Source organism: Tunturiibacter gelidiferens (genome assembly GCF_013410115.1).
Classification (GTDB): Bacteria; Acidobacteriota; Terriglobia; order Terriglobales; family Acidobacteriaceae; genus Edaphobacter; species Edaphobacter gelidiferens.
In genome coordinates this window covers 1,958,653-1,973,741 of sequence record NZ_JACCCV010000002.1, presented here as the reverse complement: position 1 = coordinate 1,973,741, position 15,089 = coordinate 1,958,653, and the positions used below count along the sequence as shown (strand labels likewise).

Annotated in this window: 13 protein-coding genes and 1 pseudogene; 11 read left to right on the top strand and 3 right to left on the bottom strand. The window is 58.0% G+C overall.

Annotated features, from left to right (window positions below; genetic code table 11):
• Window positions 1-61: 61 nt before the first annotated feature.
• The gene (locus tag HDF12_RS20350; RefSeq protein ID WP_246373769.1) at window positions 62-490 is read right to left on the bottom strand and encodes a MarR family winged helix-turn-helix transcriptional regulator; all 429 of its coding nucleotides are present in this window, start codon (window positions 488-490) and stop codon (window positions 62-64) included.
• A 95-nt stretch (window positions 491-585) separates the two neighbouring features.
• Here HDF12_RS20350 and HDF12_RS22560 point away from each other — a divergent pair, with 95 nt between their 5' ends.
• Window positions 586-708, top strand: a complete 123-nt coding sequence (locus HDF12_RS22560) for a hypothetical protein (protein WP_257025840.1) — start codon at window positions 586-588, stop codon at window positions 706-708.
• Window positions 709-865: 157 nt separating this feature from the next.
• Window positions 866-1,093 carry a hypothetical protein gene (locus HDF12_RS22555; RefSeq protein ID WP_246374123.1) on the top strand — a complete coding sequence of 76 codons (228 nt, stop codon included), beginning with the start codon at window positions 866-868 and terminating at the stop codon, window positions 1,091-1,093.
• Here the strand turns inward: HDF12_RS22555 and HDF12_RS20345 are convergent.
• Window positions 982-1,284: pseudogene (locus tag HDF12_RS20345) on the bottom strand (MFS transporter); the annotation flags it as partial. The gene HDF12_RS22555 and the pseudogene HDF12_RS20345 sit on opposite strands and share 112 nt — an antisense overlap.
• 568 nt (window positions 1,285-1,852) lie before the next feature.
• Here HDF12_RS20345 and HDF12_RS20340 point away from each other — a divergent pair.
• Window positions 1,853-2,920 carry a hypothetical protein gene (locus HDF12_RS20340; protein ID WP_179586412.1) on the top strand — a complete coding sequence of 356 codons (1,068 nt, stop codon included), beginning with the start codon at window positions 1,853-1,855 and terminating at the stop codon, window positions 2,918-2,920.
• Window positions 2,921-3,108: 188 nt separating this feature from the next.
• Here the strand turns inward: HDF12_RS20340 and HDF12_RS20335 are convergent, their stop codons facing one another.
• A complete protein-coding gene (locus tag HDF12_RS20335; protein WP_179586410.1) occupies window positions 3,109-3,726 on the bottom strand; it encodes a Fe-Mn family superoxide dismutase in 618 nt (205 codons plus the stop codon).
• Window positions 3,727-3,924: 198 nt separating this feature from the next.
• On the opposite strand from HDF12_RS20335, the gene HDF12_RS20330 reads away from it, so the two are divergent.
• The 8 genes from HDF12_RS20330 to HDF12_RS20290 all read left to right on the top strand — a co-directional run bounded on the left by HDF12_RS20330 (window position 3,925) and on the right by HDF12_RS20290 (window position 15,043).
• Window positions 3,925-6,381 (top strand): glycoside hydrolase family 15 protein, encoded by a 2,457-nt coding sequence (locus HDF12_RS20330; RefSeq protein ID WP_179586408.1) that lies wholly within the window; start codon window positions 3,925-3,927, stop codon window positions 6,379-6,381.
• Window positions 6,382-6,490: 109 nt separating this feature from the next.
• Complete coding sequence (gene tkt / locus HDF12_RS20325) at window positions 6,491-8,488, top strand: transketolase (RefSeq protein ID WP_179586406.1); 1,998 nt, start codon at window positions 6,491-6,493, stop codon at window positions 8,486-8,488.
• Window positions 8,489-8,768: 280 nt separating this feature from the next.
• A complete protein-coding gene (locus tag HDF12_RS20320; RefSeq protein WP_179586404.1) occupies window positions 8,769-9,620 on the top strand; it encodes an oxidoreductase in 852 nt (283 codons plus the stop codon).
• On the top strand, window positions 9,617-10,243 hold the full coding sequence (locus tag HDF12_RS20315; RefSeq protein WP_348641630.1) for an HAD family hydrolase: 627 nt from the start codon (window positions 9,617-9,619) through the stop codon (window positions 10,241-10,243). Before HDF12_RS20320 ends, HDF12_RS20315 begins: the two co-directional genes overlap by 4 nt.
• Window positions 10,244-10,413: 170 nt before the next feature.
• Entirely contained in the window at window positions 10,414-11,961 is a 1,548-nt protein-coding gene (zwf, locus tag HDF12_RS20310) for a glucose-6-phosphate dehydrogenase (RefSeq protein ID WP_179586402.1), read from the top strand.
• A gap of 162 nt (window positions 11,962-12,123) precedes the next feature.
• On the top strand, window positions 12,124-12,921 hold the full coding sequence (gene pgl, locus HDF12_RS20305) for a 6-phosphogluconolactonase (RefSeq protein ID WP_179586400.1): 798 nt from the start codon (window positions 12,124-12,126) through the stop codon (window positions 12,919-12,921).
• Complete coding sequence (gene glk, locus HDF12_RS20300; protein ID WP_179586398.1) at window positions 12,922-13,968, top strand: glucokinase; 1,047 nt, start codon at window positions 12,922-12,924, stop codon at window positions 13,966-13,968.
• A gap of 247 nt (window positions 13,969-14,215) precedes the next feature.
• Complete coding sequence (locus HDF12_RS20290; protein WP_257025750.1) at window positions 14,216-15,043, top strand: methyltransferase domain-containing protein; 828 nt, start codon at window positions 14,216-14,218, stop codon at window positions 15,041-15,043.
• Window positions 15,044-15,089 lie beyond the last annotated feature (46 nt).

Sequence of the window (15,089 nt, the reverse complement as noted above, 5' to 3'; positions counted from 1 at the left end):
GTGTTTCGGTTTTGTGATTCCGAGGTTGTGTTCTGAGGTTGTGTTTCATGCGGCGCAGCGATCATTTTGTGTTGCGGATGCGGGTGAGGGCCTGGATAAGGCTGGGGGCCAGTTCGCGTAGTTGTTGGGCATGGGCCTCAGAGAGCTGACGAAGCGCCTCCTGACCCTGCGCGGTGAGTTCGAGCACCACCCACCTGCGGTCGTTCTGATCGTGGGTTCGTCGCACCAGACCTGCCAGCTCGCACCGTTTGCTGAGCTCGACGACGGTGTGGTGTCGCAGGCCCATCACCTCGGCGATGTGGGAGATGGTGACGAGGGTGTCGTCGGGAGCTCCGGCGATCTGCAACATGAGCTGGTGCTGTTGCGGCTGGAGGCCGGCTGCGGTGGCGGCTTGTTCGCTGAACTGGAGGAAGTGTCGAATTTCGGATCGAAACTTGGCCAGCAGCTGAATCTCGTTGCGATCGGTTTTTCTGGACAACGGTTTGGCCATAAGAGTATCGTAACACGATATGATCTACGGCAGAGTCCGGCGGTCTTGTTGAGCAGTTCCGCGGGGCTCTGGCTGTTGGGTCGAAGAGGTGTCAAATGATGAACATCTATGTGTTTATCTTTCTCCTGCTGCCGTTTCTTGGAATGATCGGCGCTTTGGTGGTGCTGGCACGAGATAGAAGAGTTCACCCTGGCGAACGCCGCTCTGGATTGCGGTAGGGATTGGTTTTCGGGTTGGTCGGCAACTGTGGGGATACGGACGAAATGCGGGGGTCTCTCCACTGCGTCGCGCGATGGGACCGCGCGACTTCGGTCGAGATGACGCTTGCGGGGCGCCACTTGTCGGAGACGCCAACTTGAACCAGCAGTCCGCACGATGGGGAAAAAGGTCGGGGCGGTGGGGAACAGGTCGGGCGTTGAAGAAACAGGTCGGCCGATGAGAGCGCCGGCGATGGTTCCGGGCGGGTTGAAGGACTGGGCGAAGTTGAGTCTTCGCTCGGAGGTCTCGGGTTCGCCCAGCTGGGTGACGAATGAGGCTGCGCCGGTTTCGAGAAAAGCCAGACCGGCGGCGATGACGAAGAGAGCTAAGAGAAAAAAGCTGTAGCGGTTGATCTCGGCTGCGGGCCAGAACAAAAAGCAACCGAAGGAGTAGAGCATCAGGCCGGAGACGAGTCCGATGTGATAACCGAAGCGGCGGAGGACGAAGGCTGCAGGCATGGAGACGCAGAAGTAGCCGAAGTAGAAGGCCGATTGAATGAGGCCTGCCTGCAGGCGGGAGATCTGGAACGACTTCATGAACTGCCGGATCAGGACATCGTTGAGGTTGTTCGGCATCGCCCATAGGAAGAACAGAGCGGTGACCATGACGAACGGTGCACGCTAGCGCGCATCGAAGAGCGGCACGTCTGCGCGATGGGTAGATTGTGTGCCGGTGTCCTGCTTTGGGATCGAAGGCGGGGTGTGCATGGGCGAATCCTGATTCGCGGGATTGACGGTTGTTGAGTGTCCGGAAGATGCGTGCACGAATGGTACAGGAAGAGGCGATTCGGTTATTTGAGGTCGAAGCGGTTTGATTAGGGCGGCTGAGGGTGAACCGATGCGCCGTTGGTATCTGGCTTCTCTACAGGGATTTTGTCCTCGTCGGACAATTATGACGGGTGGGTAAGGGAGCAGCCTCACTGGTTAGTAATCACCATAAAGTTGTAGTGCAGTTACTACTGGGTGACTGCATAGTTGGACGTGTCTTCTGTCGCATTGAAAAGTTTAGGACTTGAGAATAAGCCACGCTGTACCTGTTAAGAGGCTCTCGAGGCCAGCCTCCCTGAAGTGAAGTTCGTGAAGCCAGTCAAGAGAGGGCGTGATTATGTTTCAGAGATTTCGAACTGCATTCGGCACAACTTTGGGTCTCATTCTTTTATGTGCGACTCCCGTTTTAGCGAATCACGTAGACACTGCTAACGTAACGGTCACCTGCAACGCCTTCAGCTTTTCTGTTGCGGCTTCGGAGTTGTCACCGGGAACGAAGTATCAGATCAGCTACACGATCGAGACGTCGCCCTACTCCGGCGCTCCGATTACCGGGACTATTCCGTTGACTGCATCTTCGACTACCACCTTCGAGGCGACTGTGTGGGGTTCGTTCCCGGCTTTGATCGGAACTTACAACTTCACCGGCACTGCGAGCCTGGTGGGGCACAATACGGTACCGATTCTGTTTTCGCCGACGAGCATCTCCTGCGGAGCTCCGCCGCCGCCGCCCAACTCGGGCAAGGGGATCGACACGGCGAGCTTTAATGGAAACCGGCTCTTGCCGGGCGATTCGGTGTGGTTCAACGCGAACTTCACAGTGAAGAATATCCCCAGCACTGGGGGCGTCATCACCTTTACCAATTCCAGAATTGTCGATGTAGAGACTGGGGCGCTGTTTACGAGCTCGGCCCCGAATGCTCAGATAACCTTCTCGCCGACCGCGACCTGCAGTTCGACGACATTCAGTACGATGACCAATACGTGGATCACTACGGTTCCGCTCAAGGGAGATGATGAGATTTTTCTTACCGGAGTGGCGATTCCAGTACCGTCGGGCGGGATACCTGCGGGGATTAACGTCACGTGGAGCGGAACGTTCAATACAACGGGTGCTCCGGGGATGTCGATAGATTGGAAGTGGGGTGCTGCGGTCTACTCCAGCATTGCGACCGATTCGAATCTTCTAGAGGTGAAGGCTGGGCACCACACGGCATGCCGGGAGAGCAACGGGGACCATGCGGCAACGCCTGAGGGCGTCAACAACAGGAATCAGCCGTGGAAGGGGTTTGTGATCAGCGGCGCGACGGGCGGCGGAGATGCGAACTGGACGGGGTCGTGGAGCGGCACCGAGACGGTCACTCCGACGGCCGTAACCGATCCTGGTCCTGGGCCGAAGGGGTAGCACGTCGTAGTTGAAGACGGGCTTTTAGATCTCCGGTGCAACGCGAAAACTGCGTTGCACCGGTTCTTTTGTGTGGGAGAGACGTCCTGCCGGACGGGCCCACTTCGCGTGGGGCGGTCACTTCGTGACTTGTATACCTTGTCTCGGCTCGACTGGCGTTGGCGGCCCTCCCGTTGGTCGGGAGGAGACTACTTGTGGGCCTTGGCGGTTGCGAAGCGCTTGTTGATCTCGTCCCAGTTGACGGTGTTCCACCAGGCGGCGAGATAGTCGGGGCGCTTGTTCTGATATTTGAGGTAGTAGGCGTGCTCCCAGACGTCGTTGCCTAGGATGGGGTAGTGGCCCTGGGAGAGGGGGTTGTCCTGGTTCGCAGTGGTGACAATGCTGAGCTTTCCGCCGATGATGATGATCCAACCCCAACCTGAGCCGAACTGCTTGGCGGTGGTCTCGTTGAACTGCTTCTTGAAGTCTTCGAACGATCCGAAGTCCTTCTTGATCTGGTCGGCGATCTCGCCGGTGGGTTCGCCGCCGCCCTTGGGCTTCATGATCTGCCAGAACATGGTGTGGTTGACGTGACCGCCGCCGTTGTTCTGGACAACCTTGCGAACGTCCTCGGGGATGCTGGCGAGGTCTTTGAGGAGTTCCTCGGGAGACTTCTTGCCGATCTCTGGATGTTTCTCTACCGCGCCGTTCAGATTGGTGACGTAGGTCTGGTGGTGCTTGTCGTGGTGGAGCTTCATCGTAGCTTCGTCGATGAAGGGCTCAAGCGCCGCGTAATCGTAGGGCAAAGGTGGTAGTTCGTAGGCCACAGTAGTTCTCCTGTCGTCGTTCGTTTTGTCAGTCAGGAGGATCCTGACTGCCTGAGTGAGTTCGATGCTGTCCGGGCGGTGCGCGATGCACCTGGGCGAGTCGTCCCAACCTCAGGAATCATAACTTACCTGCGGATTCATCGCTCTTTGACGGAGGGATGTAACCGAGTGCGGAGTTTTGCGCTCTAATAAGAACCAATGAACGACCTCACTGCTTCTTACCGCTGGCTTGACGATGATGGAGCTGCCTTTGGCGCTCCTGGGCTGGAACCGCGCTGGACCTCGAGCGAAAAAGACGCTGTTTCGACAGCGTATGCGGCTTCGAGCCGAGTGTGGTTTACGGTCTCGCATGGGACGTTGAACGAGATTTACTACCCGACGATCGATCGCCCGCAGACCCGCGATATGGAGTTGCTGTTCAGCGATGGCGAGACCTTTGTGCATGAGGAGAAGCGCAGTTTTGAGTACGACTTTCATTACATCGATGCGGCTGCTCCCGCGGTCCGGGTGGTGGCCAGCGATCTGGATGGACGTTATACGGTGACCAAGGAGTTCATCTGTGATCCGCATCATCCTGTGGTGTTGATGAACGTGAAGATAACCGGGGATGAGGACGTTCTGTCGCGGCTGAAGTGCTATGCGCTGCTGGCGCCGCATTTGAACGGCGGTGGAGCGGGGAACTCGGCGCGGTCGATCGATGTGGCGGGTCAGCGCTGTTTGTTGGCTTGGAAGGGCGAGACTTCGCTGGCGTTTGGCGCGGACTGCGGGTTTGTACGGTCTTCGTGCGGCTATGTCGGGACCAGTGATGGGTACCAGAATCTGGTTCAGGATATGCGGATGAGCTGGCAGTTTGGGCAGGCTCTGGATGGCAATCTTGCGTTGATGGGAGAGATCGATATTTCGCAGAATCGTGAGTTCACGGTAGCGATTTCGTTTGGGGATGGGCATCATGCGGCGATCGCGCAGATGATGCAGACGCTGGCTTCGCCTTATGAGTTGCACCAGAAACGGTTCGTGGATCAGTGGCAGAGGGTGAACCCGCCGATTGGTTTGGCGGCGGTCTCGACGGACGGTGGGAGGCTGATGCGGATCAGCCAGAATGTGCTGTTGACGCATGAGGACAAGACATACTCGGGCGCGTTTATTGCGTCCGCTTCGGTGCCGTGGGGAGCGTCGAAGGGTGACTCGGATTTAGGTGGGTATCACCTGGTGTGGACTCGGGATATGGTGCAGACTGCGAGCGCGCTGTTGGCGTGTGGAAGGACAGATACGGCTCTCCGGGCGCTGGTTTATCTGGCTTGCACGCAGAAGCCGGATGGGAGCTTTGCGCAGAACTTCTGGATCGACGGGACTCCTTACTGGACGGGGATTCAGCTGGATGAGGTGGCGTTTCCGATCATTCTGGCGTGGCGGCTTTGGAAGCAGGATGGGCTGGGGAGCTTCGATGTGTTTCCGTTCGTGGAGCGGGCGGCGGCGTTTCTGGTGCGGTATGCTCCGGTGACGCAGCAGGAGCGGTGGGAAGAGGCGGCCGGGTATTCGCCGTCGACGCTGGCGGCGGTGATCTCGGGGTTGATCTGCGCGGCGGATATTGCTCGTTCGCGGGAGTCAGTGGAACTGGCGAACTATCTGGAGACGTATGCGGACTGGATTGAGTCGCACCTGGATGAGTGGACGACTACGACTGAAGGCGTGTTGCACCCGGATGTGAAGTATCACTACATGCGGATTCGTCCGCCAGCCAAAGGTGAGCCGTTTCATGACGACAGTCTGCCGCCCGGGATGATTCGAATTAATAATCGCGAGCCGGGGGAGAGGAATGTGTTCGAGGCTCGCGAGGTGATCGATGGAGGATTTCTGGAGCTGGTGCGCTATGGGATTCGACGTGCTGATGATCCTTTGATCGTCGATTCGCTGAAGGTTGTCGATCACTGTTTGAAGATCGAGACGCCGTTTGGGGATTCGTGGCGGCGATACAACCATGACGGGTATGGACAAAAGAAGGATGGGGGGCCGTATGACGGCTCGGGGCAGGGTCGCGCATGGCCGATTCTGACGGGCGAAAGAGGCCACTACGAGCTCTGCGCGGGGAACGACTTCAGCAAGTACGTCAAGGCGATTGAACAGTTTAGTTCCGTTGGAGGGATGCTTCCGGAGCAGGTCTGGGACTATGACGATATTCCTTCGCGTGGGATGTATCGCGGGCGGTCGGCGGGCTCGGCGCAGCCGCTGGTTTGGGCGCATGCGGAGTACCTGAAGCTGCTGCGCTCGGCGGCTGATGGCCGGGTGTTTGACCGGATTCAGGCGGTAGAAGATCGTTATGCTGTCGTGAAGGAGAAGCGCTCGTTTACGAACCATATCGAGATCTTTGAGCCGGGGCGGCCGATTCGCTCGCTCTACTCGGGACATACGCTTCGCATTGTCGATCGGGAGCATTTTCGTGTCGTCTATACCTATGACAACTGGGCTACGACGCTTAGTCTTGAGTCGCGGTCGGTTGGATATTCGGGATCGTTTGTGGATATTCCGACGGGCGCGGGTCAGGTAGGCAAGATTACGTTTACCCTCGCATGGCCGGTGGAGGGACAGCAGGATCGCTGGCTGGGGCGAAATATTGATGTCTCCATCGATCCGGTTCCGGCATCTACCAAGGTGTGAGGATGCAGCGAGCCGGGTCCCGCTAGTACACTGTTAGAGTTTGACCAAATCTTCCAGATTCAGCGTCGGCAAACGGCGCGCGAGTCTCCTGAAAGAGCAAAGGAATAGCATGAGCGAACAGCAGGATTCGAAGCAGCAAGAAATTGACCAGATCTCCATCAACGCCCTCCGCTTTCTCGCCGTCGATGCCGTGGAGAAGGCGAAGTCCGGACATCCCGGAGCTCCGCTGGGATGCGCTCCGATAGCTTATTTGCTCTATCACAAGCTGATGAAGCACGATCCTTCGGATCCGAAGTGGATTGATCGGGATCGTTTCGTACTTTCGAATGGGCACGCATCGGCGCTGCTGTATGGTGCGCTGCATCTGTCAGGGTACGACTTGCCGATTTCGCAGCTGGAGCAGTTCCGGCAGTGGGGCTCGCATACGCCCGGCCACCCCGAGTATGGCGAGGCTCCAGGTGTTGAGGTGACGACGGGTCCGCTGGGGCAGGGTCTTGCGATGGCTGTGGGTATGGCGACGGCGGAGCGGCACCAGGCTGCGGTCTACAACCGCGATACGTACAACATCGTCGACCACCACACCTATGTACTCTGCGGCGATGGCGACCTGATGGAAGGCATCTCGCATGAGGCGTGCTCGCTGGCGGGAACGTTGGCGCTGGGCAAGCTGATCGTGCTTTATGACGACAACCTGATCTCGCTCGATGGGCCGACGGAGCTCTCTTTCACGGAAGATGTGACGAAGCGGTTCGAGGCTTACCACTGGCATGTGCAGCATGTAGCCGATGGCAACGACCTGGTGGCGATTGAGGCGGCGATTCTTGCAGCCAAGGCGGAGACGTCGAAGCCCTCGTTGATTCGCGTGCGCACCGTGATCGGTTATGGAAGCCCGAAGGCTGGCACGAATAAGGTGCATGGCGAGGCGCTTGGACCGGAGGCGACCAAGGAGACGAAGAAGAACCTGGGCTGGCCTGAGGATAAGAGCTTCTACGTTCCCGATGAGGCTCGCAAGAACTGGGACACGATCAAGCTGCGGGGCAAGGATCTGCATGCTTCGTGGACGGCGGAGTTTGAAGAGTACGCCAAGGCTTATCCCGAGCCGGCGGCACAGTTCGACCGTACGATCAAGGCAAAGCTCGCCGATGGTTGGGAGAAAAAGATCCCAACCTTCCCGACTGAGAAGCCGATGGCAACTCGAAACGCCGGGCAGGCGGTGATGCAGGCGATTGAGAACGTGGTTCCGGAGTTGTTTGGCGGCGCGGCGGACCTGACTGCTTCGACCAAGACGATCTTCAAAGATTCACCGAGCTTTCACGTGGACCCGGCTGGACGCAATGTGTTCTTCGGCGTGCGCGAGTTTGGCATGTGCGCGATGGTGAATGGCATGGCGGCGCACGGCGGGCTGATTCCGTTTGGGTCGACGTTCTTTACGTTCTCGGACTACTGCCGTAATGCGCTGCGTCTGGCTGCCCTGATGGGCCTTCACTCGCTGTTCATCTTCACGCACGATTCGATTGGACTGGGCGAAGATGGACCGACGCACCAGCCGGTTGAGCAGCTGATGAGTCTTCGTGCTATCCCGCACCTCACCGACTTCCGCCCGGCGGATGCGAATGAGACGGCGGCGTGCTGGCAGCTTGCGCTGGAGCGAAAGAGTCCGTGCTTTATGGCGCTGTCGCGTCAGGATCTGCCGACGATCGATGCGACGATCGCTCGCGCGGGTGCGCGATTTGGAGCGTATGAGGTGGTTTCGCACGGCAAGGATTTGATTCTGATTGCGACCGGCTCAGAGGTTGGACTTATCACGAAGGCTGCTGAGGAACTGAAGGGGATTGGGATCAACGCGACCGTTGTTTCGATGCCAAGCTTCCACGTCTATGACGAGCAGAGCGACGAGTACAAAGCGAAGCTGATGCCGGAGAGCACGCCGAAGCTGGCGGTTGAAGCCGGTGCGACGCTGGGTTGGTACAAGTACGTCGGCCACAACGGAGGAGTGATTGGGTTGGACCGCTTCGGTGGTTCGGCTCCGGGAGCGGTCGCTTTCGAGAAGCTGGGCTTCACCGTTGCGAACGTGGTCGATCATGCCAAGAAGCTGGTAAAGAAGTAAATGGAGAGGCGGGGTCGATCACCCCGCCTTTTCATGGTCTGGCAATAAACTCTGTGTCTACTCAAGCCTGACTACTACTCATTTGCGCCTTGTGACACCGCCCGAGCATCTTAACCTGAACGCTATGAAGGGGGCAGAGTCTTGGGTGGGTTGGTTGCAGGCGATTCGCGCATCATGTATCGCCTGGGCGGCGTCGGGATGATCGGGGCTGCTGCAACGCTCGAACGGGCTCTTCCATTGATTCAGCACAAGAACGTAGCCTTTTGGAGTACTGGAGATCATGACTGAATCGATTCAACGTGTCTGGTTTATCACGGGAGCATCGACCGGTTTTGGCCGTCTGCTTGCGGAAGAGGTTCTGAAGTCAGGCGGCAAGGTGATTGCGACTGCTCGCAAGCTGGACAAGGTTGCAGATCTTGAAAGACAGTATCCGCGAAGTGCAAAGGCTTTGGCCTTGGATGTCACGGATGCCGGCCAAGTGGATTCGGCTGTGACGCAGGCCTTTGCGCAGTTCGGACAAGTGGATGTGCTGGTCAACAACGCAGGTTACGGAGTTGCTGGCGCGATTGAAGAGGTCTCGGAGGCGGAGTTTATGCCGATGTTTGAGACCAATGTCTTCGGTCTGCTGAAGGTGACACGGGCGTTTCTTCCTCATCTGCGCAAGCAACGCAGCGGACATATTCTCAATCTTTCTTCGATCGGCGGGCTGGTTGGCGGGCCGGGGATCGGGATGTACAACGCGACGAAGTTTGCTGTTGAAGGGCTGTCCGAGGCTTTAGCGGCAGAGCTTGCGCCGTTGGGTATTCGAGTCACCGTGATTGAGCCTGGTCCGTTCCGCACTGACTTTCTGGGTCGCTCCGGCGTGATCGCGAAGACTAAAATTGCTGACTACGACAAGACGGCCGCGAATATGCGGAAGTATTTTGTGGAGAACGACGGCAAGCAGGCAGGTGATCCGCTGAAGGCTGTACAGGCTATGATCCGGGTCGTCGAATCTCAGGATCCACCGCTTCATCTTTTGTTGGGCCGTAGCGCCCTGCAACGATTCAAGGGCAAGCTCGATGGCTGGCAGAAAGAGATTGCCGCCTGGGAGCAGGTGACTGTCGGAGCAGATTTTGCGGAGGGTGAGTGAGTTCTTCCTCGTACATCAAGACGATCTTCTGGGACATCGGCGGAGTCCTGCTCACGAATGGGTGGGACAAAGACGAACGTACGGAGGTTCTGTCTCGGCTCGGTGTTGATCTGGTCGATTACGAGTCGCGTCATGAAGAAGCGAACCAGTACTGGGAGCGGGGACTGTCGACGGCAGAGCACTTCTTCAACGTAACGGTGCTGAATCAGAATCCGAATCTGACCTTTGCTGAGCTTTGGCCGCAGGTTTGTGCGGAGAGCAAGATTCTTCATCCGGGGAGCTTCGATATTCTTGGAGAGCTTGCTACGTCGGGAAGGTATGCGCTGGCCACGCTCAACAATGAGAGCCGTGAGTTGAACGAACATCGTCTGGATGCGTTTCGGCTGCGGCCCTTTTTCGACTACTTTATCTGCTCCGGCTACGTGCATGAGATGAAGCCGCATCCCGGCATCTATCGGGCTGCGATCGAGATCTCGGGCCATCTTGCGGAGACCGCGTTATTTATCGACGACAAGCTTGAAAACTGCAATACCGCGGAAGCTCTCGGCATGCAGGCGATTTGTTTTGAGTCACCAGCTCAGCTGAGAGATGAGCTTGCACAACTTGGCTTACGAGCCGCATAAGGAAGGAAGATAGATGGAAGTGGGACCTTCGGTGGTCACGGCTTCAAGAAGTCGTAGTTTTGCCGGATGTGCGAGGCGGTGTAATCGACGCCGCGCATATACCTTGAATTTCATTAGCCAGACAGGGTTTTATCGTCGGCACAGCATGGAAGGTTTGTGAGGAGAGGATTATGAGCACGAGCACAGTACCAGTTGGCGTTTCGGCAGCGGCGGCGGATGCCACCAAGAAGGGCGAGCGCATTCCTGAGCCCTGCATTGTTGTTATTTTTGGAGCTTCGGGCGATCTTACCAAACGGAAGCTTCTGCCGGCGCTTTATCACCTGGACCAGTCGGGTCTTTTGCCGAAAGACTTCGCCGTGGTTGGAGTGGCGCGTCGCGATCTCAGCGCAACGTTTGGCCCGGACATGAAGGACGGGATCATGAAGGGCGGTGGTGTTGAGGAGAATGATCCAAAGCTGAAGCCGTTTATGGATCGTATCTCGTACTTTGCGACAGAGTTCGATGACGATGCGGGCTTCGATAAGTTGAAGGCGCATCTGGCGGAGTTGGATGACAAGTTTCACACCAGGGGCAATCGCCTGTTCTACCTCGCGGTCGCGCCGGAGTTTTTTGCGGACATCACGCGCCGGTTGGGCAAGCACGGCATGGCGAGACCCGAAGCTGGAGATAAGCACTGGGTACGGGTGATCATCGAGAAGCCTTTCGGCACTGATTTGGAGTCCGCGCGCCAGCTGAACGACGAGATCAACGACGTGCTGGCCGAAGATCAGATCTTCCGCATCGATCACTACCTGGGTAAGGAGACGGTTCAGAATATTCTTGTCTTTCGCTTTGGCAATGGGATCTTTGAGCCGGTGTGGAATCGCAACTTCATCGATCACGTCGAGATTACGGCTGCTGAGTCGATTGGTATCGAAGGTCGTGGGCCGTTTTACGAGAAGGCGGGTGCGGTTCGCGATGTGCTGCAGAACCATGTGATGGAGGTTCTCTCGTTTGTGGCGATGGAACCACCAGACTCGTTTGAGGCTGAGGCGGTGCGTACCGAGAAGCTTAAGGTCTGGCGCGCGATTGAGGGCATTCCTGTCAACAACACAGTGCGCGGGCAGTATGGTCCGGGCAAGGTAGATGGCAAGGAGGTTGTTGGCTATCGCCAGGAAGATCGTGTGTCGCCGACTTCGAGCACCGAAACCTTTGCTGCGATCCGCTTGGGGATTGAAAACTGGCGCTGGGCTGGCGTGCCGTTTTACCTGCGTGCTGGGAAGCGGCTGGCAAAGCGTGTGACAGAGGTGACGATCGTCTTCAAGCAGCCACCGCTGCACCTGTTCAAGTCCAACAGCAGTGAAGACAATATTGCTCCGAACATCATCAAGATGCGTATTCAGCCGGATGAGGGGATCTCGCTGCAGTTTGGCGCGAAGGTTCCTGGGCCGACTACCAATCTTGCGCAGGTGAACATGGCGTTCAGCTATGCGGATGCGTTCGGCAAGTCTTCGGCGAACGGGTATGAGCGGTTGTTGCTGGATGCGATGCTGGGCGATGCGACGTTGTTTGCGCACCGCGATGGCGTGGAGGCGACCTGGGCGCTGTTTACGCCGATCCTCGAGGCGTGGGCCAAGGTTGAGGGCAAGCACTTCCCCAACTACGCGGCTGGCTCCGAGGGGCCGGACTGCGCGGATGAGCTTCTGGCGAAGGATGGCCGGAAGTGGGTGGAGCTGTAGGGAACAGCAGTACGGCACGCTGTGGAGGAGGTCTCTACGGCGTTGCCGGTTCATCGGTCATGCATCAAATGTTCGGCTGGACTCCGGAGCGTGTGAAACTTGTTCCGGAGTTCGTCCGTTTCAGGGTTGTTGGTACCTCCACTTCATCGTTGCGAGAGTCTTATGCCCCGTCCAGTTTCGGTTACGTATCGCGTATCGCCAACACCAGCAGCCACGGCTCGGGCCGGTGCGCAGCTCTTTACCGAGGCGGCGGGGAAGGCCGCTGCGTCGCGTGGAATGGCTCGCATCGCCATCTCCGGCGGCACGACGCCCAAAACCATGTTCGGTCTGCTGGCGGACCCGGCGGAGCCGTTTCTCAAGCAGGTTCCGTGGGACAAGCTCGATCTCTACTGGGTCGATGAGCGCTGCGTGCCACCTGACAATGCGGAGTCGAACTACCGCATGACCAAGGAAGCGCTGCTCTCGAAGGTTCCACTGCCGGCGGAGCGCGTTCATCGGATGGAGGGGGAGCTTCCGCCCGATGTTGCTGCGGCCCGGTACGAGTCGACGATTCGAAATACGTTCAAGCTCGAGGGCGCAGAGACACCTACGTTCGACCTGGTGCTGCTGGGTATGGGCGACGACGGGCATACGGCCTCGCTGTTTCCACATACGGACGCGCTGAACGAGATGAGCCACATCGTGGTGCCAAACCATGTTCCACAAAAGGATACGTGGCGTATCACCCTGACGTGGCCGGTCATCAATCAAGGCCGGGAGGTGGCGTTTTTGATCGAGGGCACGGGGAAGGCGCAGGTTCTGCACGATGTTTTCCTGGGGCCATACCAGCCGGAGGTTCATCCCTCGCAGCTGATTCGACCGGCCAGCGGACAATTGACCCTCTTGCTCGACTCGGCTGCAGCGGCTAAGCTGCCTGCACCGGCGAATTCTGATTCGACCGGAACTTTGGAGCTCAAATAGATGATTCTCGCTGGGGACGTTGGCGGAACAAAGGTTCACCTTGCACTGTACGACTTCGCCAATGGGCGTCTGCACCCGATCCGCGACCAGAAGTTTCCGGCGCATGAGTTCGCGAGCCTGGATGACGTGGTTCACAAGTTTCTGGCCGGAGACGGGACCAATGCGACGCAGGGAGGGGATATTTTTGGGGCTTGTTTCGGTTGTCCGGGGCCGGTCCGCGATGGGCGACTGAAGCTGACGAACCTGCCGTGGACGCTGGATACGCGCGATCTGGTGAAGTCTCTTTCGATTCCTCATATATCTCTGATCAATGACCTTGAAGCGAACGGTTATGGTATCCCGGAGCTTGCGCCCGAGAGCATCTTTACGCTGCACGAGGGCGACCCCGAGGCTACCGGACATGCGGGCCTGATGGCTGCGGGGACAGGGCTGGGCCAGGCGCTGCTGATCTGGGATGGTCAGAAGCACCGCCCGATCGCGTCTGAGGGTGGCCACGCCGACTTTGCGGCGCGGAGTAATCGCGAGATTGCGCTGCTGGAGTACTTGCGCTCTATGCTGAAGGGACGGGTGAGCTGGGAGCGGGTGGTTTCCGGCCTTGGCATCAAGAACATCTACTCTTTTCTGCGCGATGTTGAAAAGATCGCCGAGCCGGGGTGGCTGCACGACCGGATGCAGTGTGAGGACCCGAACGCGGTGATCGGGGAGTGTGCCGAGGACGGTTCGAGCTCGCTGTGCTTTGAGACGATGAAGATCTTCACTGGAGCGTATGGCGCTGAGGCGGGCAACATCGCGCTGCAGGTGCTTGCGACCGGCGGGATGTACCTTGGCGGGGGGATCGCTCCGAAGATTTTGAAGACGTTGAAGAACGGGACCTTTACCCAGGCGTTCATCGACAAGGGGCGGTTGTCGCCACTGGTTGAGTCGGTTCCGGTTCGCGTGATCCTAGATGATACCTGCGCCCTGCTGGGGGCGGCGGCTTATGCTGAGGCTCGCGCGTCGGAAAACTCGGGTTATTCCGAACGTGCTGCTTCTGTTAAGGCCCACTGAAGGCTCTCGTGAGGAACCACCGGAGGCCGCTCAAATTTGCTTTTATTTTAAGGAGGATCTTTCGCGTCCGGGGGATTGACAGAATTCGCGCGGGATGAAATTTCTGGAATATGCTTCCTTTGCAAAGAAGATCGAGTCAGAGGAGAGAGCCAGATCCTGGAGATATTCTGGCTCTTCGACTTCTTTTATAGGGCAGGTTTCCCTCAAGTCTTTTTCTCTCAAGCCGTTATACTGATCGCGGACCATCTTGCCCACCACTTCTATCACTTCCCCCGAAATCTCGCCCCAAGAAATCCTCGATGCCCTTTCTTCCGAAGACATTGCAGTAGCTTCGCTACCAGCGTTTCCCTCGCCGGCGTTTGCGGACGGGCTCGATTTTTCGCAGCGCGCCAATCTGATCGAATGGATGGATCTGCCGTGTCCTTATGAGGAGCTTCGCGCGTGCCTGCATGATATTGCCCGCGTCAATCGGCTCACGTTCGCGCAGCGGCCTACGCTTAGGTGGCTGGAGGGGTTGGTGGCTGCGTATCCTTCGGCGGCTCCGCTGCGCGTGGTGGATGTTGGGTGCGGCTATGGCGATACGCTGCGGACGATCGATCGATGGGCGGCCAGGCGTGGAGTTCGCGTAAGGCTGACGGGTATCGATCTCAATCCGGATGCGATTCGCGCCGCGCGGGAGGCGACTCCGTCGAGCCAGCAGATTGAGTGGCTGGTTGGGGATGCGCTGGCCGATCACACCCAAGGACCTATCGATGTCGTCCTCTGTTCCTTGTTAACGCACCACCTGACCAATTCGCAGATCGTGCTGTTTTTGCGTTGGATGGAGCAGACGGCGCGGAGGGGATGGTTTATCGACGATCTTCATCGCAAGCCGGTGCCATACCACCTGTTTCGGCTGTGGGCGCGGTTTGCGAGCTGGCACCCGTTTGTGAAGAACGATGGGCCGGTGTCGATCCGGCGCAGCTTTGTCGTGGAGGACTGGCAGAGGCTGTGCGCTGCTGCAGAGGTTGCCGCGGAGACTGTCTCAATCACGGAGCACCGTCCGGCGCGGCTTTGCGTGGGACGTGTTAAGTAAGTTGCCAGCGAAGCCGCTCTTTAGAAAAACACTTCCATCGTTTCGA

Coding starts and splice junctions, on each gene's coding strand:
- tkt (WP_179586406.1), top strand. CDS start 6,491: ATGAGCGAACAGCAGGATTCGAAGCAGCAAGAAATTGACCAGATCTCC.
- HDF12_RS22560 (WP_257025840.1), top strand. CDS start 586: ATGATGAACATCTATGTGTTTATCTTTCTCCTGCTGCCGTTTCTTGGA.
- HDF12_RS20330 (WP_179586408.1), top strand. CDS start 3,925: ATGAACGACCTCACTGCTTCTTACCGCTGGCTTGACGATGATGGAGCT.
- zwf (WP_179586402.1), top strand. CDS start 10,414: ATGAGCACGAGCACAGTACCAGTTGGCGTTTCGGCAGCGGCGGCGGAT.
- HDF12_RS22555 (WP_246374123.1), top strand. CDS start 866: ATGGGGAAAAAGGTCGGGGCGGTGGGGAACAGGTCGGGCGTTGAAGAA.
- HDF12_RS20350 (WP_246373769.1), bottom strand. CDS start 490: ATGGCCAAACCGTTGTCCAGAAAAACCGATCGCAACGAGATTCAGCTG.
- glk (WP_179586398.1), top strand. CDS start 12,922: ATGATTCTCGCTGGGGACGTTGGCGGAACAAAGGTTCACCTTGCACTG.
- HDF12_RS20320 (WP_179586404.1), top strand. CDS start 8,769: ATGACTGAATCGATTCAACGTGTCTGGTTTATCACGGGAGCATCGACC.
- HDF12_RS20340 (WP_179586412.1), top strand. CDS start 1,853: ATGTTTCAGAGATTTCGAACTGCATTCGGCACAACTTTGGGTCTCATT.
- pgl (WP_179586400.1), top strand. CDS start 12,124: ATGCCCCGTCCAGTTTCGGTTACGTATCGCGTATCGCCAACACCAGCA.